This is a genomic window from Pseudomonas guariconensis (genome assembly GCF_900102675.1).
GTDB lineage: Bacteria > Pseudomonadota > Gammaproteobacteria > Pseudomonadales > Pseudomonadaceae > Aquipseudomonas > Aquipseudomonas guariconensis.
In genome coordinates this window covers 24,356-43,422 of the sequence record NZ_FMYX01000001.1, presented here as the reverse complement: position 1 = coordinate 43,422, position 19,067 = coordinate 24,356, and the positions used below count along the sequence as shown (strand labels likewise).

The window sequence follows — 19,067 nt, the reverse complement described above, 5'->3', positions numbered from 1 at the left end:
CCGCGTCACAGCCGGCAGCTTCAGCGCATCTGCCCTGCAATCAGCCCCAGCGCAATCAGGATCATCACCAGCCCCGACACTCGCCCCACGACCTTGGCCGCCGCCGGCCGAGTGCGCAGCACGGCCTTGGCCCCGTAACCCACCATCAGGTACACCACCAGCGAACTGGCCAAGTGCACCAGGCCCAGCAGCAATATCTGCATCCACACCGGCCAGCTCGATGCCGGGTCGGTGAATTGCGGCAACAGCGCAACGAACAGCAAGAACACCTTGGGGTTCAGTCCGCTCACGCAAAACCCTTTCAGTGCCCAGCGCGATCCGCTCTCCTGGCTGTGCGATGCGCCCGCCTGTGGCACCGACGGACTCAGCAACAAGTTGGCGCCCAACCACAGCAGGTAGATGCAACCGGCCAACGTCAGCAACGACAGCGCCAGCGGATGCCCGGCGATCAAGCTGCCCACCCCCGCCGCAACGATCAAGGTCGCCGCAAAATGCCCCGACAGCATCCCTGCCACCGCTGGCATCACCCAGCGTCCGCGCATGCCCGCCGAGATGGCATAGGCCCAGTCCGCGCCAGGGGTGATCACGAACAACATCGACACAGCCCAGAACGCCGTCAACACACTGATTGCCACGTTGAATCTTCCTTCACACTCGATTGGGTGAAAAAAGAGTACGGATTTCAACGGGGGATTTTCTTTCGTATATTCCCGCCATCGCTCAAAAAAATGGAAGGTTCTCCCTCGTGGACAGAACAGATCGAAAGATTCTTGCCGAGCTACAAAAAGACGGTCGCCTCTCGGTGACCGAACTGGCCGATCGTGTAGGCCTGAGCCTCTCGCCCTGCCACCGTCGTCTCAAAGCCTTGGAAGAATCCGGCGCTATCCTGGGCTATCACGCACGCCTGGCGCCCAGCGCGCTGGGCCTGAACTTCGCCGCACTGGTGTTCGTCACCCTGCGCGAGGTCACCCGCCAACCGGTAGCGGATTTCGAGGCTGCGGTGGCAGCGATCCCACAGATCGTCGAAGCCCAGCGTCTGTTCGGCGACCCGGACTACCTGCTGCATGTGGTCACTCGCGATCTGCCGGCGTTTCAGAAGCTGTACGACGAACAGCTCACCAGCATCCCCAATGTGCAGCGGCTGAGCTCCACCTTGGTCATGAAGGAAGTGCTGCAGGATCGGCAATTGCCCATGTAGGCCTCCTCAGAATTCGCGTACCTTGAACATCCGCTCGTCATAGACGAAATCGAGCACCTCGCGCACCCGGATGTGCGCCGCGGCCGGGTGCAGGGGGTTGACCACCAGGTTGCGTTCAAGCTGCAACACCACCGAGGGCACGACCAGACCCAAATGGCTGCGGGCCTGGAGCCAGCGCGTGCCATACGCCATGCTGGGGCTGTCGGCGGGCAGCGCATCCCAGCCGGGCGGCAGGTCCTGCGGCCCGGGCGCCAGGTACAGGGCGGGGTCGTCAGGCAGTTCGAAGCAGGTGATCTTCAAGGGAAACTGCGGACGCCCGGCGGCATGCACGAACGTCTCCAAGGTGCAGATCGCCGGTGATAGCCCCATGTACAGCGCAGGGACATCGACCTGGTTCCAACGGCCACCAACCAAGGCCGCTCCCTTGCCGCTCAGGTCATCGGCCCGGGAGGCCTTGGCCACACGCCAGGCCAGCATCAGACGACGCCGCCCCACTCCAGGGCCGCCAGCACCCGACGCACTTGCCGTGCACCGATCTCGGTCTGGCACAGCATCACCGGCGTCATGACGCCAAGGGCATCGTTGGGTCGGGACATCCAGGCCACAGCCTGTTCCTCACTCTCGAACACCGCCACGGCCTGGTGGGTGATCTCGGCGATCCGGTCCAGACGCTCGGATGCCACGGCATCGAGTGGCTGGTTGTCCCGCACACGGCGTTCAAGGGTCGAGATCGAGGCATTGAACAGTTCGGCCACTTGTTTTTCGGGCAAGCCGAACAAGCGCTTGACCTCCAGGTAGAGCTTGGCGGACAAGCCGTCGCGGATCTGCGCCAGGCGCTGTGCTTCGGTGCGTTGGTCATGAGTCTGTGTATAGCCCCAGAACACCCCGGCGGTTTCGCTGCCTGACGTGGCCTTGCGTCCGCCTTCGATGGTGGCGTAACGCGCGCGGCGTGGCGTGGGCTTTTTGGTGGTCTCGATCATGGAAAGCCTCATTTGATGAGTCCCAAACGTCAAATGAAGGATACACCCCCTGCCCGGCCCTTGCATCGGCCGTTTGCTAACCGTTTGTCAGCCTTAGTTTTTTTAACGTTTGTAGGCACATATTTACTAATTTATCGATCCGCTCCCACCCCTCATGATCGCGCTTACAAGAACGCGTCGCCCTTTGCCGGCCCGCACCCGGGCACATTCCTGCGCCCCTCCCTGCCTTGGAGTCCGTCATGACCCGTGCAGCTACATCGGCCCCTCTCATAGAAAAACACACGATCGGATACGTGCCCCCGCAAGACCGCCATGGAAAGGTAAGGGATCTGTTCACCCTCTGGTTCGGGGGCAACATCGCCCCCCTGCCGATTGTCACCGGCGCCTTGGGCGTGCAGTTGTTCCACCTCAACCTGGTGTGGGGCATCGTCGCCATCCTGGTCGGCCATTTGGTCGGCGGCGTGTTGATGGCGCTGCACTCGGCCCAGGGCCCACAGATGGGCATCCCGCAGATGATCCAGAGCCGCGCCCAGTTCGGCTCGCTCGGCGCACTGTTGGTGGTGGTGATCGCCGGGGTCATGTACATCGGTTTCTTCGCCTCCAACATCGTGCTGGCCGGCAAGTCGCTGCATGGCGTGGTCGATACCGTGCCGGTCCCGGTGGGCATCGTCATCGGCGCGCTGGGTTCGGGCATCATCGGCATCATCGGCTATCGCTTCATCCATGTGCTAAACCGCATCGGCACCTGGGTGCTGGGCATCGGCATCGTGGTGGGCTTTGGCTACATCTTCAGCCACGTGCAAAGCGATGACTTCCTGACCCGCGGCAGCTTCAACATCTCCGGCTGGCTGGCCACCGTGTCGCTGGCAGCGCTGTGGCAGATCGCCTTCGCCCCGTATGTGTCGGACTACTCGCGCTACCTACCGGCCGACGTGAAGGTGTCCTCGACCTTCTGGACCACCTACCTGGGCTCGGCCTTGGGCTCGAGCCTGTCGTTCGTGTTCGGTGCGGTGGCGGTACTGGCGATCCCGGCGGGCATGGACACCATGGATGCCGTCAAGCTCGCCACCGGCGCCATCGGCCCACTGATGCTGGTGCTGTTCCTGCTCAGCGTGATCAGCCACAACGCCCTTAACCTGTATGGCGCGGTACTGTCGATCATCACCTTGGTACAGACCTTCGCCTATCGCTGGATCCCCACCGCCAAGAGCCGCGCGGTACTGTCGCTGGTCGTGCTGGCGGCATGCTGCGTGGTGGCGGTATTCGCCTCGGCGGACTTCATCGGCCACTTCGTCGACATGGTCCTGGTGCTGTTGGTGGTGTTGGTGCCCTGGACGGCGATCAACCTGATCGATTTCTACGTCATTCACAAAGGCGACTATGACATCCAGTCGATCTTCAAGGTCGACGGGGGCATCTACGGGCGCTACAACCCCCAGGCATTGATCGCCTACGCGGTGGGTATCGCAGTGCAGATCCCATTCATGAACACCCCGCTGTACGTAGGCCCGGTATCCGCCCACATCGATGGCGCCGACCTGTCGTGGCTGGTGGGCCTGCTGGTCACCTCGCCACTGTACTGGTGGCTGGCGACCCGCGACAGCGCCTACCGCCGCCGGCAAATGAGCGCCAAACTCGCCGCTGGCGTCTGAGCACTCAACGACACCTGACCCCAGAAGACCCGCCATGGCGGGTCTTCTGTTCTTCTTGATTTGCGACAACCCCTACAGCGACGCTTGATTCACCTGATGGTGACCAACGCAACCGATCGCCAGCATGCCCGCTCCTCGGACAAGGAGTTCCCCATGCAAAAACTTCCATTGGTCAAATTCATCGCCCCTCGCATCAACCGCAAGCTCGTCACCACCGTCACCCTCCCGGTACTCGCCCTTGGCGGCCTGGCTGTGCTGTTCAATAGCGTGTTTTTCTACAACGAAGCGGGTCAGATGACCCATGTGCGCACGATCTTCGGCGAAGAGAAAGTGGTCGAGGACGTGGGCTACGCCACCAAGTGGTTCGGACGCAGCACGGTCTGGCGCCGCACCATCGGGGTCCAGTCCGCACTGCAAGCGGACATCCAGGAGGACAGGCGTAGCGGGCAGCCTTCGATCGTCCTGCCAAACCTGCCCATCGTGTTCCTGGGCAACGTCGATGCAAAGGCCGAGTTCAGCACGCAGTTTCGCCTGCCATCGGGCGAGGCCTTCCTCAAGATCGCCCAGGAATACCGAACGCCAGACAACTTCCTGCAACGCGCCTTGCTGCCCGCGGTCAAGGAAACCCTCCAGGCCACAGCCTCGTTGATGAGCGCAGACGATTACTACGCGGGTAACCGCAGCCACTTCGGCGCCGAATTCGAAAACCAGTTGCGCAATGGCCTGTACCTCACCAGCCGCAAGGAAGTGCGTATCAAGCGCGACGCCTTGCCGGCACAGACCGCCATCCTGCAGGCCGGTACCGACCAGGGCAGCTTCGGCGACAACACCGCCACCCGCTTCATCATCGAGAAGAAACTCGACAAGCACGGCCAGGAGCTACGCAAGCAGCAGCAATTTCGCCTGTATGGCGTAGAAGTCGTCGATGCGCGGGTCACCCACATCGACCCCAACCCTCAGTACCAGCAACGGATGGTCCGGGTGCAACAGGCCTTGGCGGAACTGGCGGTGGCCCGGCAGAACCGCCTCAAGGAAGAGGAAGAAAAGGAGCTGGTGTCCGCCCGGGGAGCCAAGGATGTCGAGGCCAAGCGTCAGGAAAGCCTGCGCCAGCAGATCGAACGCACGACCGAGGCCGAGACGGAAAAACAGCTCACACTGATCAACGCCGAGCGAGAAAAGCGGCGTGCCGAGATCGACAAACAGACAGCCGAACTGCTGCGCGACAAGGCCCGGGTCAATGCCGAGGCCACCAAGATCACCGCCGACGCCGAAGCCTACGCCCGTGAGGCGTCCCTGAAGGCTGACGGTGCCTTGCAGAACAAGCTCGATGCGCTGGTGCAGATCAACAAGGCCTGGGCCGATGCCGCCGCCAGAGCCCCGGTGCCCAATGTGATGATGGGCGGCACGGAAGCGGGCATCGGTCGCCAGGATGAAATGAACAAGCTCATGAGTGTACTGGCCACCAAGGCAGCCAAGGACCTCGCAATCGATCTCAAGACGCCCTGAGCCCTGCACTCATTGCGCCTTGTAGTTTCAGGGCGCAATGCCCTCGACGATGATCACCTCGGCCGTCGCCACTCCCTGCCGATGCCGGCAAGCCTCCTGGTATGCCTCGGACCGGTAGCACGCCACCGCTTGTTCGTATGAATCGAACTCGATCACCACGCTACGCTGTGGCGTGGGCCGTCCTTCCATCGCCTCGCTGCGCCCGCCACGGGCCAGCAGGCGCCCGCCGAACGCGGCGAAGGCCGCGGGGGCGCGCTGGGTGTAGTGCTGGTACTGCTCAGGGTCGGTGACATTCACGTGGGCAATCCAGTAGGCCTTCATCCATCGCTCTCCTGTGAACGGTTATTTGTGTATGATGGTATACCATAAAAATCACCCTACCACAGCGAGTGTGCAGCATGGCTTTCAACAGCATCGAAGAACTCCTCGAGGACTACCGCCAGGGCAAGATGGTCCTGCTGGTGGACGACGAGGACCGTGAAAACGAAGGCGACCTGCTGATCGCCGCCGAGCGCTGTGACGCCCAGGCCATCAACTTCATGGCCCGCGAGGCACGCGGGCTGATCTGCCTGACCCTGACCGACGAGCACTGCCAGCGTCTGGGCCTGGAGCAGATGGTGCCGGCCAACGGCAGTGTGTTCAGCACAGCGTTCACCGTCTCTATCGAAGCCGCCACCGGCGTCACCACAGGCATCTCGGCCGCCGACCGAGCCCGTACCGTCGCCGCCGCCATGGCGCCCGACGCACGTCCTGAGGACCTCGTCCAACCAGGGCATATCTTCCCCTTGCGCGCCCGCGAAGGCGGCGTGCTGACCCGCGCCGGGCACACCGAAGCCGGCTGCGACCTGGCGCGCCTGGCCGGATTCACCCCCGCCTCGGTGATCGTCGAAGTGCTCAACGACGACGGCACCATGGCGCGCCGCCCGGACCTGGAAGTGTTCGCCGAACGCCACGGCATCAAGATCGGCACCATCGCCGACCTGATCCACTACCGGCTGAGCAACGAGCAGACCATCAAACGCATCGGCGAGCGCGAACTGCCCACCGTGCACGGTACCTTCCGCCTGGTGACCTACGAAGATCGCATCGACGGTGGCGTGCACATGGCCATGGTGATGGGTGATATCCGTCGAGAACAGCCGACCCTGGTACGGGTGCATGTCATCGACCCCTTACGCGACCTGGTCGGCGCCGAATACGCAGGGCCCGCCAACTGGACTTTGTGGGCAGCCTTGCAAAAGGTCGCCACCGAAGGCACGGGCGTGGTGGTGATCCTGGCCAACCACGAGTCCTCCCAGGCCCTGCTCGAACGCGTGCCGCAGCTGACCCAGCCGATCAAGCCATTCCAACGAGGCCAGTCGAAGGTCTACTCCGAAGTGGGCACTGGCGCCCAGATTCTCCAGGACTTGGGCGTGGGCAAACTGCGACACCTGGGGCCACCGCTCAAATACGCAGGCCTGGCCGGATACGAGCTGGAGGTGGTGCAGAGCATTCCCTTCGAGCCCGCCGAGTTCAACTGAGCCGACACCCGTGACAGCCACCGTCCTGCTCTGCGGTGTGCTTCGCGGGTAAACACACAACCCACCGCTTGAGAACGCCACGCCGTCCCCCTGGAGGACGGCGTGGCGTTTCGCTGAGTGGGGCCGGCGTTTTTAGTGATGGCCGGTCGCCTTCGACCTCTTGCGAAAAGTTTGGAATACCATAATATGATATCCCGTAGACCTTAGATTTCCGGCCGCACCTACACTTCAAACAACGGCCACGCGACATCGTTGGAAAGCTGCTCCCCGAATACATGGCGGGCGACAGGAAGCCCGCTCAAATAACAAAAGCAATGAGGGCGTTAACCATGCTGTTGAGCAAACGAGTCACCGCAGTGCTGTCCGCCAGCCTGCTCTCCCTGGCCTGCCAAGCCACCCTGGCTGCTGACAGCATGAGCTTCGTCAGCTGGGGCGGCACCACCCAGGACGCCCAGAAACAGGCATGGGCCGAACCCTTCAGCGAAAGCAGCAAGATCAAGGTCGTGCAGGACGGCCCCACCGACTACGGCAAGCTCAAGGCCATGGTCGAGAGCGGCAACGTGCAGTGGGACGTGGTCGATGTCGAAGCCGATTTCGCCCTGCGCGCCGCCAGCGAAGGCTTGCTTGAGCCTTTGGACTTCACCACGATCCAGCGCGACCGCATCGACCCGCGATTCGTTTCCGACCATGGCGTCGGCTCGTTCTTCTTCTCCTTCGTGCTCGGCTACAACGAAGGCAAGCTCGGCGCCAACAAGCCGGTGGACTGGTCGGCCCTGTTCGACACCAAGACCTACCCCGGCAAGCGCGCCCTGTACAAATGGCCGAGCCCCGGTGTCTTGGAGCTGGCCCTGCTGGCCGACGGCGTACCGGCGGACAAACTCTACCCCCTGGACCTGGACCGCGCCTTCAAGAAGCTCGACACCATCAAGAAAGACATCGTCTGGTGGGGCGGCGGCGCCCAGTCCCAGCAACTGCTTGCCTCCGGTGAAGCCTCGCTCGGGCAGTTCTGGAACGGTCGGGTCTACGCCTTGCAGCAGGACGGTGCGCCGGTGGGCGTGAGCTGGAAGCAGAACCTGGTCATGGCCGATTTCCTGGTCATTCCCAAGGGCGCCAAGAACAAGGACGCGGCCATGAAGTTCTTGGCCAACGCCAGCAGCGCCAAGGGGCAAGCGGACTTTGCCAATCTCACCGCCTACGCCCCGGTCAACCTCGACAGCATCGCCCAGCTCAAGCCGGAGCTGGCACCGAACCTGCCGACTGCCTATGCCCAGGACCAGGTGACCCTGGACTTCGCCTACTGGGCGAAGAACGGCCAGGCCATCGCGGCCCGCTGGAATGAGTGGCTGGTCAAATGAAAGTCGCCATCAACGCCTTGCACAACGCCCAAGGTGCCCCTAGCGGCACCGGCGCCCCGGGAGCGGCCGTGCGCCGCCCTCCCCTGAGCCAGCGCTGGCGGGGCAGCCGCAATCTGCTGCCGGCGCTGCTTTTCCTGGGCCTGTTCTTCTTCGCCCCGCTGATTGGCCTGTTGCTGCGCGGGGTGTTGGAGCCCGTACCGGGGCTAGGCAACTATGAACAGTTGTTCGCCAATTCGGCTTATGCGCGGGTGCTGTTCAACACCTTCTCTGTGGCGGGCTTGGTGACCCTGATCAGCGTGCTGCTGGGCTTCCCGCTGGCTTGGGCGATCACCCTGGTGCCGCGCGGCTGGGGCCGCTGGCTGCTGAACATCGTACTGTTGTCGATGTGGACCAGCCTGCTGGCCCGCACCTACTCCTGGCTGGTGCTGCTGCAGGCCTCGGGGGTGATCAACAAGGTGTTGATGGCGCTGGGCATCATCGATGCGCCGCTGGAGATGGTGCACAACCTCACAGGCGTGGTGATCGGCATGAGCTACATCATGATTCCGTTCATCGTGCTGCCGCTGCAGGCGACCATGCAGGCCATCGACCCGATGGTCCTGCAGGCCGGCTCGATCTGCGGCGCGAGCCCTTGGACCAACTTCTGGAAGGTGTTCATCCCACTGTGCCGCTCGGGGCTGTTCTCCGGCGCGCTGATGGTGTTCGTCATGTCGCTCGGTTACTACGTGACCCCCGCCCTGCTCGGCGGCGCACAGAACATGATGCTGCCTGAATTCATCGTCCAGCAGGTGCAATCGTTCCTCAACTGGGGCCTGGCCAGCGCCGCCGCTGCGTTGCTGGTACTGATCACCCTGGTGCTCTTCTACTTCTACCTGAAGCTGCAGCCGGAATCCCCGGTCGGCAACGCGAGGTAAACCGCCATGCTCCTGACTCCCAATGCCATGGGCCGGCCGCTGCGCACGGGCCTGTACCTGACCACCGGGGTGATCGCGGCCTTCCTGCTGCTGCCGATCCTGTTCATCGTGCTGCTGTCGTTCGGCTCGTCCCAGTGGCTGGTGTTCCCCCCACCCGGCTGGACCTTGAAGTGGTACGGCCAGTTCTTCTCCAACCCCGAGTGGATGGACGCTGCCCTGGCCAGCCTCAAGGTGGCCGTGCTCACCACGATCTGCGCCGTACTGCTGGGCCTGCCCACGGCCTTTGCCCTGGTACGCGGACGCTTCCCAGGCCGCGAGCTGCTGTATGGCCTGTTCACCCTGCCGATGATCGTGCCGCTGGTGATCATCGCCGTGGCGGTGTACGCGCTGTTCCTCAAGCTCGGCTACACCGGCACGCTGTTCTCCTTCGTGGTCAGCCACGTCATCGTCGCGCTGCCTTTCACCATCATCTCGATCATCAACTCGCTCAAGCTGTTCGACCAGTCGATCGAGGACGCCGCGGTGATCTGCGGCGCCTCGCGCTTGCAGGCGATCTTCAAGGTGACCTTCCCGGCGATCCGTCCAGGGATGATCGCCGGTGGCCTGTTCGCCTTTTTGGTCTCTTGGGACGAGGTGGTGCTCAGCGTGATGATGGCCAGCCCAACCCTGCAGACCCTGCCCGTGAAGATGTGGACCACCCTGCGCCAGGACCTGACCCCAGTGATCGCCGTCGCCTCGACGCTGCTGATCGGCCTGTCGGTCCTGGTCATGGTCATCGCCGCCGCCCTGCGCCGGCGCAACGAAGTCAGCGCCTGAGCGCCCGGAGACAACAACAATGAGTGCAGTGATGAAAGATGCCGCGCCCGCCAAGACCCTGGTCAGCCTGCGCAACCTGAACAAGCACTACGGCGACTTCGCCGCGGTGGACAACATCAACCTGGAGATCCAGGACGGCGAGTTCCTGACGTTCCTTGGCTCCAGCGGCTCGGGCAAGTCCACCACCCTGTCCATGCTGGCAGGCTTCGAGACCCCCAGCAGCGGCGAAATCCTGGTGGACGGCCAATCGCTGGTGAAAGTGCCGCCGCACAAGCGTGACATCGGCATGGTGTTCCAGCGCTACTCGCTGTTCCCGCACCTGTCGGTGCGCGACAACATCGCCTTCCCCCTGGCGATCCGCAAGCAGAGCGCCGCCGAGACCGCCAAGCGGGTCGACGCCATGCTCAAGCTGGTGCAGCTGGAAAAGTTCGCCCACCGCCGCCCCGCCCAGCTCTCCGGTGGTCAGCAGCAACGCGTGGCCATTGCCCGGGCGCTGGTGTACGAGCCGCGCATCCTGCTGATGGACGAGCCCCTGGGCGCGCTGGACAAGAAGCTGCGCGAAGACCTGCAGGACGAACTGCGCCAGTTGCACCGCCGCCTGGGGATCACCATCGTCTACGTGACCCACGACCAGGAAGAAGCCATGCGCCTGTCCCAGCGCATCGCGATCTTCAGCCACGGCAAGATCGTCGGCCTGGGCACGGGTTATGACCTGTACCAGAACCCGCCGAATGCCTTCGTGGCATCGTTTTTGGGCAATTCCAACTTCCTGCGGGTCAAGGCCAGCAGCCATGGCGCGGCCGCGTTCGAAGGGCAGTCCTTGGCGATCCGCCTGACCACGGGCCTTAATGCCGGGCAGGATGCGCTGATCATGGTGCGCCCGGAAAAAGCCCTGGCCTTGAGCGCCGAGCAGGCAGCCCGCGAGCCATTGCCCGCCGGCTGGAACGAAGTGACCGCCAAGGTAGGGGAAGTGTTGTTCCTCGGCGAGAGCCAGACCTGCCATGTGGTGACTGTCGGCGGCACCGAAATGACCGTCAAGGCGCTGTCGGCAGCCGGCATGCCGATGCAGCCCGGAGATACCGTGAAGGTCCGCTGGGCAGTCGCTGATGCCTGCATCTACACCGAATGGGCCGAGAGTGACCTGAGCAAAGCTGCCGGAGCGCATTGAGCAGGGTCAGGCGCAGAGCGTACCGGCCCTTTCATGGCTAAGCCCGCTCCCACAGGCTCTGCGGTGCTCTCAATGACACCGCTGTCCCTGTGGGAGCGGGTTTACCCGCGAACGCAACAACGCTGAACATCAAGGCTCACACAGGCAGCTGATATCGCTCGGCGAAGTACTGCCGGAAGAACTCCACCGCCACCCGCACCTTGGCCGACCCGGCCAGGGGCGTGGTGTACACCGCCCAGATGTCCGCCGCCTGCTGGTAGTCCTCCAGCACCTGAACCAGTCGCCCGTCGGCAAGGTTGTCGTGCACATCCCACCATGAGCGCAACAGGATGCCCCGCCCATCCAGGCACCATTGGTGCGCCACCTCGCCATGGTTGCTGGACAACGGGCCGGTCACCCGCACGCTTTGCTCGCCGCCTGGTCCCTCCAGGTGCCATACACCAAACGGGTGGTCACGCTCCTTGATCACCAGGCAGTCATGGCTGGCCAGATCCGCCAGGCTTTTGGGCGTGCCCCTGCGCGCCAGGTAGCCAGGTGCCGCGCACAGCACCCGACGGTTGCGCGCCAGGAGCTTGGCGATCAGGTTCGGCGCAATGACGTTGCCCACGCGAATGTCCAGGTCCACCCCCTCGGCAATCAGGTCGATCAGGCGGTCATGCACATCCAGGCGGATATCCAGCTTCGGGTAGCGCGCCGCCAGCTCCGACAGCGCAGGCGCCACGAAGCGTCGGCCCAGCCCCAGGCTGCTGGCGATACGCAACTGCCCGGCCGGTTCGCGCTGGCCAGCGTTGAGGTCATCGTCCATGCGTTGCAGGGATTCGAAGATCTGCAACGCCCACTGGTACACCCGCTCGCCCTCCTCGCTCACCGTCACCCGCCGGGTGGTGCGGTGCAGCAGGCGCACACCGAGATTCTCCTCAAGCAGACGAATACGCTTGCTGACAAAGGCAGCCGACATGCCGCGCTCGTCGGCCACGGCGGCGAAGCTGGCGCGGCGCGCCACCTGCAGGAAGATATCCAGGTCGTCAAGGTTAGGCAGATTATTCACGATTCGTGCACCAAGAATTGATGATTCACCAGATTATCTCCGGTTAGCGTCCTTATAGCATGGCCAGCATCCGTTACCCAGAACAGCGAGTGCGCCCCCATGAGCAAGACTTTCAAAATCGCCGCCATCCCCGGTGACGGCATCGGCAACGAAGTCCTCCCCGAAGGCATCCGCGTGGTCGAAGCCGCCGCGCGCAAACATGGCCTGAACCTTGAGATCGAATTCTTCGAGTGGGCCAGCTGCGACTACTACCTGGCTCACGGCAAGATGATGCCCGACGACTGGTTCGAACAGCTCAAGGGCTTCGACGCCTTGTACTTCGGTGCGGTCGGCTGGCCAGACAAAGTCCCGGACCACATTTCCCTGTGGGGCTCGCTGCTCAAGTTCCGCCGCGACTTCGACCAGTACGTGAACATCCGTCCGGTTCGCCTGTTCCCTGGCGTGCCCTGCCCGCTGGCCAACAAGCAACCGGGTGACATCGACTTCGTGGTGATTCGCGAAAACACCGAAGGCGAATACTCCTCCCTGGGCGGTCGCATGTTCGAGAACACCGAGAACGAGTTCGTCCTGCAGGAGTCGGTGTTCACCCGCCGTGGTGTGGACCGCATCCTCAAGTACGCGTTCGACGTGGCCCAGACCCGCGAGCGCAAGCACGTCACCTCCGCGACCAAGTCCAACGGCATGGCCGTGAGCATGCCTTACTGGGACGAGCGCACCGCCGCCATGGCAGCCAACTACCCAGAGATCAGCTGGGACAAACAGCACATCGACATCCTCTGCGCCCGCTTCGTGCTGCAGCCGGAACGCTTCGACGTGGTGGTGGCGTCCAACCTGTTCGGCGACATCCTCTCGGATCTGGGCCCGGCCTGCGCGGGCACCATCGGTATCGCACCGTCGGCCAACCTCAACCCAGAGCGCAAGTTCCCATCGCTGTTCGAACCGGTACACGGCTCGGCGCCGGACATCTACGGCAAGAACATCGCCAACCCGATCGCCATGATCTGGTCCGGCGCGCTGATGCTCGAATTCCTCGGCAAGGACAGTGAAGACGCCCGCTACCAGGCCGCCCATGACGACATCCTCAAGGCCATCGAGACGGTCATCGCCAACGGCGATACCACCCGCGACATGGGCGGGAACCGCTCGACCCAGGAAGTCGGCAAGGCCATCGCAGAACTGCTGGGGGCCTGATTCGGCGGCGTCCATTAGCAAATAAACCCGCTCGCCAGGCCCCGCGACCCTGGAGGAGCGGGTTTACCCGCGAAATAGACGCCACCAACCATCAGATTGTCTGACGATCCTATTGCAGTTTTGCCCCATTTCAATGCACACTTCGTTAACCAAAAGATATGCGTAAACTTTAGGTTAACAGTCGAGGAAAAAAGCTCTATCTGACATGGACTTCCCAAGCGCTTAGCATTCCAAACGCTCCAGGAGACAATTGATGTCCCACAACAATAAAAAGATTGATGTGTTCCTGATTACCGTGAGCCTGATCGCTGTACTGCTCACTGTCATCGGCCTTGCTGCCTACCCCGCCCAAGCGGAAAGCATGGCCAACCACCTGTTCGAACTGTCCACCCGTACCTTCGGCACCAGCGTCCAGGTGCTGGTGTTCGGCAGTTCCCTGGCCGTTCTGTACCTTGCCTTCAGCAAGTACGGCAACATCCGCCTGGGCGCTGGCAAACCGGAATATTCCACGGCGACCTGGGTCTTCATGTTCATCTGCGCCGGCATGGGTTCCTCGACCCTGTACTGGGGCGTGATGGAATGGGCCTACTACTACCAGACCCCCGGTCTTAACATCGCCCCGATGTCGGCCCAAGCTCTGGAGTACAGCGTCAGCTACTCGTTCTTCCACTGGGGTATCAGCGCCTGGTCGATCTACGCCCTGGCCTCGCTGGCCATGGCCTACCACTTCCACGTGCGCAAGAAGAGCGGCTTGAACCTGGCCTCGATCATCGAAGCGGTGACCGGCTTCAAGGCCACCGGCCCTGTGGGACGCACCGTCGACCTGATCTTCCTGCTGACCATGATGGGCGCGCTGACCGTTTCCCTGGCCTTGACCGCCTCGACCCTGACCCGCGGCCTGTCGGACCTAGCCGGCACTCCCAACACCTTCACCGTGCAATTGATGGTGATCGGTGCGGTAGCGCTGCTGTTCTCGCTCAGCTCCTACATCGGCATCGACGGTGGCCTGCAGCGCCTGTCGAAGATGGTGTGCATCGGCGCCCTGTTGTTCGCCGTGGTCGTGCTGCTGGTCGGTCCGACCCAGTTCACCGTCAACAACACTGCCAACGCCATCGGCCTGATGATCCAGCACTACGTGCACATGAGCCTGTTCACCGACCCTGCCGGTGACGGCGCCTTCACCCGCAACTGGACCGTGTTCTATTGGTTGTGGTGGGTGTCCTACGCCCCAGGCGTTGCCATGTTCGTCGCCCGTGTCTCGCGCGGCCGTCAGATCAAGGAAGTGGTGTTCGCCCTGTTGCTGGGCGGCAGCTTCGGTTGCTGGTTCTTCTTCGGCGCCCTGGAAAGCTACAGCATGCACCAGTTCATCAACGGCCAGATCGACGTGCCAAAGCTGCTGAGCAGCGTCGGTGGCGAAGCCGCAGTGACCGACCTGTTGCTGGCCCTGCCATGGGGCACCCTGTTCCTGGCGGTGTACCTGTTCATCATGGCGGTGTTCTGCGCCTCGCACATGGATGCAGCGGCCTACGCCGTGGCCGCCACCAGCACCCGCAACCTGCGCGAAGGCGAGGACCCGACCCCGACCCTGCGTCTGTTCTGGTGCATCGTGCTGACCCTGGTGCCGCTGGCCATGCTGTTCGCCAAGGCCTCGCTGTCGACCATGAAGACCGCTGTGGTCCTCACCGCGATCCCCTTCATGGTGATCCTGCTGGTGAAGATCTACGGCTTCTTCAAATGGCTCGCCGCCGACTACGGCCAGGTTCCGGCCTACCGTATCGAAGAAGAGGCCGCGCGCCTGGCCGGCGAAGAGCCGGAGCACCAGGCACCGCGCAGCGCCGCTGCCCTGCATTGATCGCATGACCCAGGGCATCGCCAGTCTCCTGTAGGCGCTGGCGAAGCCTGCGATGGGCTGCATAGCAGCCCTAAAGCGTCCGGCCAAATTTTTTTGCCCGACTTGTTAACCAATAGATACGCGTTAACCAATAAGTAAAAACCGAGAAAGAGCCATGAACGATTTCAAACGACTGCCAGCCGATTTCTGCGCCAACCCTGAAGAGGCCTTCACCCTTCCGGCCAACTTCTACACCCAGGCCGCCGTGTTCGAGCATGAGAAAGAAGCGATCTTCGCCAAAAGCTGGATCTGCGTCGGTCATCGCAGCGAAGTCGCTGAAAAGAACGCCTACATCACCCGCCAGGTGATCGGCGAGAGCATCATCGTCGTGCGTGGCCGCGACGATGTGCTGCGTGCCTTCTACAACGTCTGCCCGCACCGTGGCCACCAACTGCTCGAAGGCAGCGGCAAGGCCAAGAACGTCATTACCTGCCCGTATCACGCCTGGACCTTCAAGCTCGACGGCGAGCTGGCCCACGCCCGCAACTGCGAGAACGTGGTCAACTTCGACAAGGAAAACTCCACCCTGGTGCAGCTACGCGTCGAAGAGTACGCAGGCTTCATCTTCATCAACATGGACATGGAGGCCGGCAGCGTGGAAGACCAGTTGCCGGGTCTGCAAAAGCGCATGCGCGAAGCCTGCGCCGTGATCGACGACCTGCACCTGGCCGCGCGTTTTGTCAGCGACACCCCGGCCAACTGGAAGTCGATCGTCGACAACTACCTGGAGTGCTACCACTGCGCCCCGGCCCACCCAGGTTTCTCCGACTCCGTCGACGTCGGCCAGTACAACCATAGCCTGCACGGCAACTGGACCCTGCAGTACGGCCTGGCCAAGCCCTCCGAGCAGTCGTTCAAGTTCGACGAATCCGTCAAGGACCCATCGTTCGCCGGTTTCTGGGCCTGGCCGTGCACCATGTTCAACGTGCCGCCAGGCGCCAACTTCATGACCGTGATCTATGAGTTCCCGGTCGATGCCGAAACCACCCTGCAGCACTACGACATCTACTTCCTGAACAAGGACCTGACCGAAGAGCAGCTCAAGCTGATCGACTGGTACCGCGAAGTCTTCCGCCCAGAAGACCTGCGCCTAGTCGAAAGCGTGCAGAAAGGCCTGAAATCCCGTGGCTACCGTGGCCAGGGCCGGATCATGGTCGACCAGCAGCGCAGCGGCGTGAGCGAGCATGGCATCGCCCATTTCCACAACCTGATCGCCGTCGCCCACCTGGACTGATGCGCCCGGCCGCCGGCTTGCGGGTCGGCGGCCTTCGGAGAGCCTTGCGTGAAACTTCAAGACACCACACTGCTGCGCCAGCAAGCCTACATCGACGGGCGCTGGTGCGACGCCGACAGCGGCCAGACCCTGGCGGTCAATGATCCGGCCAGCGGCGAGCTGCTCGGCCATGTGCCACTGATGGGCAGCGCCGAAGCCGTGCGCGCCATCGAAGCCGCCGAAGCGGCCCTGGCAGACTGGCGCGGCCGTACCGCCAAAGAGCGGGCGAGCATTTTGCGCCGTTGGTTCGAACTGCTGCTCGAACATGAGCAGGACCTGGCCCGACTGATGACCCGCGAACAGGGCAAACCCCTGCACGAAGCCCTGGGCGAGATCCGCTACGCCGCCTCCTTCGTCGAGTGGTTCGCCGAGGAAGGCAAGCGCGTCTACGGCGATGTGATCCCGAGCCCGGCCAATGACAAACGCCTGCTGGTGATCAAGCAAGGCATCGGCGTGTGCACCGCGATCACCCCATGGAACTTCCCGGCGGCGATGATCACCCGCAAGGTCGCCCCGGCGCTGGCCGCCGGCTGCACCATCGTGGTCAAGCCGGCCAACGAAACCCCGTTCAGCGCCCTGGCGCTGGTGGAACTGGCCGAGCGCGCCGGCATCCCTGCCGGGGTGTTCAGCGTGGTCACCGGCGATGCCCCGGCCATCGGCGCCCAATTCACCGGCCACCCGAGCGTGCGCAAGCTCAGCTTCACCGGCTCCACCCCGGTGGGTCGCCTGCTCATGGGCCAGTGCGCCGAAACCATCAAGAAGGTCAGCCTGGAACTCGGTGGCAACGCCCCGTTCATCGTCTTCGATGACGCCGACATCGAGGCGGCCGTCGAAGGCGCACTGATCGCCAAGTACCGCAACGCCGGGCAAACCTGCGTGTGCGTCAACCGCTTCTATGTGCACGACAGCGTCTATGAGCGCTTCGCCCAACGCTTCGTCGAGCGCGTGCGCGCCCTGGCGGTCGGCCCTGGCGACACCGAAGGCACGCAGATTGGCCCACTGATCAGCGACAAGGCCGTGGCCAAGGTACGCAGCCTGATCGACGACGCCACCGGCAAAGGCGCCAGCGTACTGCTGGGCGGCAAGGCCCACGCCCTGGGCGGGCAGTTCTTCGAGCCGACCGTGCTCACTGACATCGCCCCGGGCATGGAGCTGCTGCAGGAAGAGATCTTCGGCCCGGTGGCCGCGCTGGTGCGCTTCACCACCGACGAGCAAGTGATCGAACTGGCCAACGCCACCCAGTATGGCCTGGCGGCGTACTTCTACAGCCGTGACCTGGCCCGCGTGTTCCGCGTGGCCGAGCGCCTGGAGTACGGCATGGTCGGCATCAATACCGGGCTGATCTCCAACGAGGTCGCGCCATTTGGTGGCATCAAGCAATCGGGCCTGGGCCGCGAAGGCTCCAAGTACGGCATCGAGGATTATCTGGAAATCAAGTACCTGTGCCTCGCCGTCTGAGCGAGCCAGTATCTGTGTCACGCGGCAGGGCCTGCCGCGTGATGAGCAAGTCGAGGTGAACCATGGCCAAGCAATACGAAATGTTCAAGGTGCGTGTCACCGACGTGGAACAGGCCACGCCGCTGATCAAGCGCTTCACCCTGGCCCGCGAAGACGGTGCCAGCCTGCCCGCCTTCAGCGGCGGCAGTCACGTCATCGTGCAGATGCAGTCGGCCTGTGGCAGCCAGTTCAGCAATGCCTACTCGCTGATGAGCGACCCGCGTGACCTGTCCAGCTACCAGATTGGTGTGCGCCTGGAAGAGCAGTCCAAGGGCGGCTCGGCGTTCATGCACAATCACGTCCAGGTGGGCACCGAGCTGACCATCTCCACCCCCAACAACCTGTTCGCCCTGGACCCCACGGCCGGCCGCCACGTGCTGATCGCAGGGGGCATCGGTATTACCCCGTTCCTGGCCCAGTTGCATGAACTCGAAGGCAGCGATACCCCCTACGAGCTGCACTACGCCTTCCGCGCCCCGGAGCACGGCGCCTTCCAGGGTGACCTGGAAAGCGGCCCGCATGCGCAAAGCACCCGCTTCTACATCGACAGCCTGGACCGCAAGCTGGACCTGGCCGGCCTGTGCGCGGGCTTGGCCGACGACGCGCACCTCTATGTCTGCGGTCCCAAGCCGCTGATCGACGCCGTCATCGCCACGGCCGCCGCTGCGGGCATCGATGCCTCGCGCGTGCACTGGGAGCAGTTCGCCGCCGCAGCGCCCGCCGCCGGCGCTGCATTCACCGTGGTGCTGGCCAAGTCCGGGACCGAGCTGCAGGTCGAGGAAGGCATGACCATCCTCCAGGCCATCGAGAAGTCCAAGGCGGCCAAGGTCGAGTGCCTGTGCCGCGAAGGCGTGTGCGGCACCTGCGAAACCGCGATCCTCGAGGGCGAAGCCGAGCATTTCGACCAGTACCTGAGCGACGAGGAAAAAGCCTCGCAGCAAACCATGATGCTCTGCGTCTCGCGTGCCCGCAGCGCGCGCCTGGTGCTCGACCTGTAACAGTCACAGTGGTCTAGGCTGGTCTCTTGACGACAAGAACAAGAGACCCAAGCCCATGCC

At 63.3% G+C, this 19,067-nt stretch carries 18 protein-coding genes; 13 read left to right on the top strand and 5 right to left on the bottom strand.

Annotation, left to right across the window (positions count from 1 at the left end):
* Nucleotides 1-20 precede the first annotated feature (20 nt).
* Nucleotides 21-635 carry a LysE family translocator gene (locus BLS27_RS00200; RefSeq protein WP_090342185.1) on the bottom strand — a complete coding sequence of 205 codons (615 nt, stop codon included), beginning with the start codon at nt 633-635 and terminating at the stop codon, nt 21-23.
* 110 nt (nt 636-745) lie between these two features.
* Here BLS27_RS00200 and BLS27_RS00195 point away from each other — a divergent pair, with 110 nt between their 5' ends.
* Nucleotides 746-1,198 carry an Lrp/AsnC family transcriptional regulator gene (locus tag BLS27_RS00195; protein WP_090342181.1) on the top strand — a complete coding sequence of 151 codons (453 nt, stop codon included), beginning with the start codon at nt 746-748 and terminating at the stop codon, nt 1,196-1,198.
* 6 nt (nt 1,199-1,204) lie between these two features.
* On the opposite strand, the gene BLS27_RS00190 is transcribed toward BLS27_RS00195, so the two are convergent.
* Entirely contained in the window at nt 1,205-1,675 is a 471-nt protein-coding gene (locus BLS27_RS00190) for an RES family NAD+ phosphorylase (protein ID WP_043212697.1), read from the bottom strand.
* Nucleotides 1,675-2,178, bottom strand: a complete 504-nt coding sequence (gene parS, locus BLS27_RS00185; protein WP_090342177.1) for a type II RES/Xre toxin-antitoxin system antitoxin — start codon at nt 2,176-2,178, stop codon at nt 1,675-1,677. The genes BLS27_RS00190 and parS overlap by 1 nt, the downstream gene beginning before the upstream one ends.
* Nucleotides 2,179-2,417: 239 nt before the next feature.
* On the opposite strand from parS, the gene BLS27_RS00180 reads away from it, so the two are divergent.
* Both BLS27_RS00180 and BLS27_RS00175 read left to right on the top strand, forming a co-directional pair.
* Nucleotides 2,418-3,830 (top strand): purine-cytosine permease family protein, encoded by a 1,413-nt coding sequence (locus BLS27_RS00180; RefSeq protein ID WP_043212695.1) that lies wholly within the window; start codon nt 2,418-2,420, stop codon nt 3,828-3,830.
* A gap of 153 nt (nt 3,831-3,983) precedes the next feature.
* Nucleotides 3,984-5,336, top strand: coding sequence for an SPFH domain-containing protein (locus tag BLS27_RS00175; RefSeq protein ID WP_043212747.1), 1,353 nt, complete (start codon nt 3,984-3,986; stop codon nt 5,334-5,336).
* Between the two features lie 27 nt (nt 5,337-5,363).
* On the opposite strand, the gene BLS27_RS00170 is transcribed toward BLS27_RS00175, so the two are convergent.
* Nucleotides 5,364-5,657 carry a DUF1330 domain-containing protein gene (locus BLS27_RS00170; RefSeq protein WP_043212693.1) on the bottom strand — a complete coding sequence of 98 codons (294 nt, stop codon included), beginning with the start codon at nt 5,655-5,657 and terminating at the stop codon, nt 5,364-5,366.
* A gap of 77 nt (nt 5,658-5,734) precedes the next feature.
* Between BLS27_RS00170 and ribBA the strand changes: the two genes are divergently transcribed.
* From ribBA to BLS27_RS00145, 5 genes are all read left to right on the top strand, one after another.
* A complete protein-coding gene (gene ribBA, locus BLS27_RS00165) occupies nt 5,735-6,856 on the top strand; it encodes a bifunctional 3,4-dihydroxy-2-butanone-4-phosphate synthase/GTP cyclohydrolase II (protein ID WP_070575289.1) in 1,122 nt (373 codons plus the stop codon).
* Between the two features lie 329 nt (nt 6,857-7,185).
* Nucleotides 7,186-8,211: a polyamine ABC transporter substrate-binding protein gene (locus BLS27_RS00160; protein WP_070575286.1), complete on the top strand. Its 1,026-nt coding sequence runs from the start codon at nt 7,186-7,188 to the stop codon at nt 8,209-8,211.
* The gene (locus BLS27_RS00155) at nt 8,208-9,125 is read left to right on the top strand and encodes an ABC transporter permease (protein ID WP_043212687.1); all 918 of its coding nucleotides are present in this window, start codon (nt 8,208-8,210) and stop codon (nt 9,123-9,125) included. The genes BLS27_RS00160 and BLS27_RS00155 overlap by 4 nt, the downstream gene beginning before the upstream one ends.
* A gap of 6 nt (nt 9,126-9,131) precedes the next feature.
* Entirely contained in the window at nt 9,132-9,941 is an 810-nt protein-coding gene (locus BLS27_RS00150) for an ABC transporter permease (RefSeq protein WP_043212685.1), read from the top strand.
* A gap of 19 nt (nt 9,942-9,960) precedes the next feature.
* Nucleotides 9,961-11,109 carry an ABC transporter ATP-binding protein gene (locus BLS27_RS00145; protein WP_070575279.1) on the top strand — a complete coding sequence of 383 codons (1,149 nt, stop codon included), beginning with the start codon at nt 9,961-9,963 and terminating at the stop codon, nt 11,107-11,109.
* Between the two features lie 136 nt (nt 11,110-11,245).
* Here the strand turns inward: BLS27_RS00145 and BLS27_RS00140 are convergent, their stop codons facing one another.
* The gene (locus BLS27_RS00140) at nt 11,246-12,157 is read right to left on the bottom strand and encodes a LysR substrate-binding domain-containing protein (protein WP_043212682.1); all 912 of its coding nucleotides are present in this window, start codon (nt 12,155-12,157) and stop codon (nt 11,246-11,248) included.
* Between the two features lie 99 nt (nt 12,158-12,256).
* On the opposite strand from BLS27_RS00140, the gene BLS27_RS00135 reads away from it, so the two are divergent.
* The 5 genes from BLS27_RS00135 to BLS27_RS00115 all read left to right on the top strand — a co-directional run bounded on the left by BLS27_RS00135 (nt 12,257) and on the right by BLS27_RS00115 (nt 19,007).
* Nucleotides 12,257-13,348: a tartrate dehydrogenase gene (locus BLS27_RS00135; RefSeq protein WP_043212680.1), complete on the top strand. Its 1,092-nt coding sequence runs from the start codon at nt 12,257-12,259 to the stop codon at nt 13,346-13,348.
* Between the two features lie 253 nt (nt 13,349-13,601).
* Entirely contained in the window at nt 13,602-15,200 is a 1,599-nt protein-coding gene (locus tag BLS27_RS00130; RefSeq protein ID WP_090342174.1) for a BCCT family transporter, read from the top strand.
* A 154-nt stretch (nt 15,201-15,354) separates the two neighbouring features.
* Complete coding sequence (locus BLS27_RS00125; RefSeq protein WP_043212675.1) at nt 15,355-16,473, top strand: aromatic ring-hydroxylating oxygenase subunit alpha; 1,119 nt, start codon at nt 15,355-15,357, stop codon at nt 16,471-16,473.
* 48 nt (nt 16,474-16,521) lie between these two features.
* Nucleotides 16,522-17,970, top strand: coding sequence for an NAD-dependent succinate-semialdehyde dehydrogenase (locus BLS27_RS00120; RefSeq protein ID WP_090342170.1), 1,449 nt, complete (start codon nt 16,522-16,524; stop codon nt 17,968-17,970).
* Nucleotides 17,971-18,032: 62 nt separating this feature from the next.
* Entirely contained in the window at nt 18,033-19,007 is a 975-nt protein-coding gene (locus BLS27_RS00115; RefSeq protein WP_043212670.1) for a PDR/VanB family oxidoreductase, read from the top strand.
* Nucleotides 19,008-19,067: the final 60 nt, after the last annotated feature.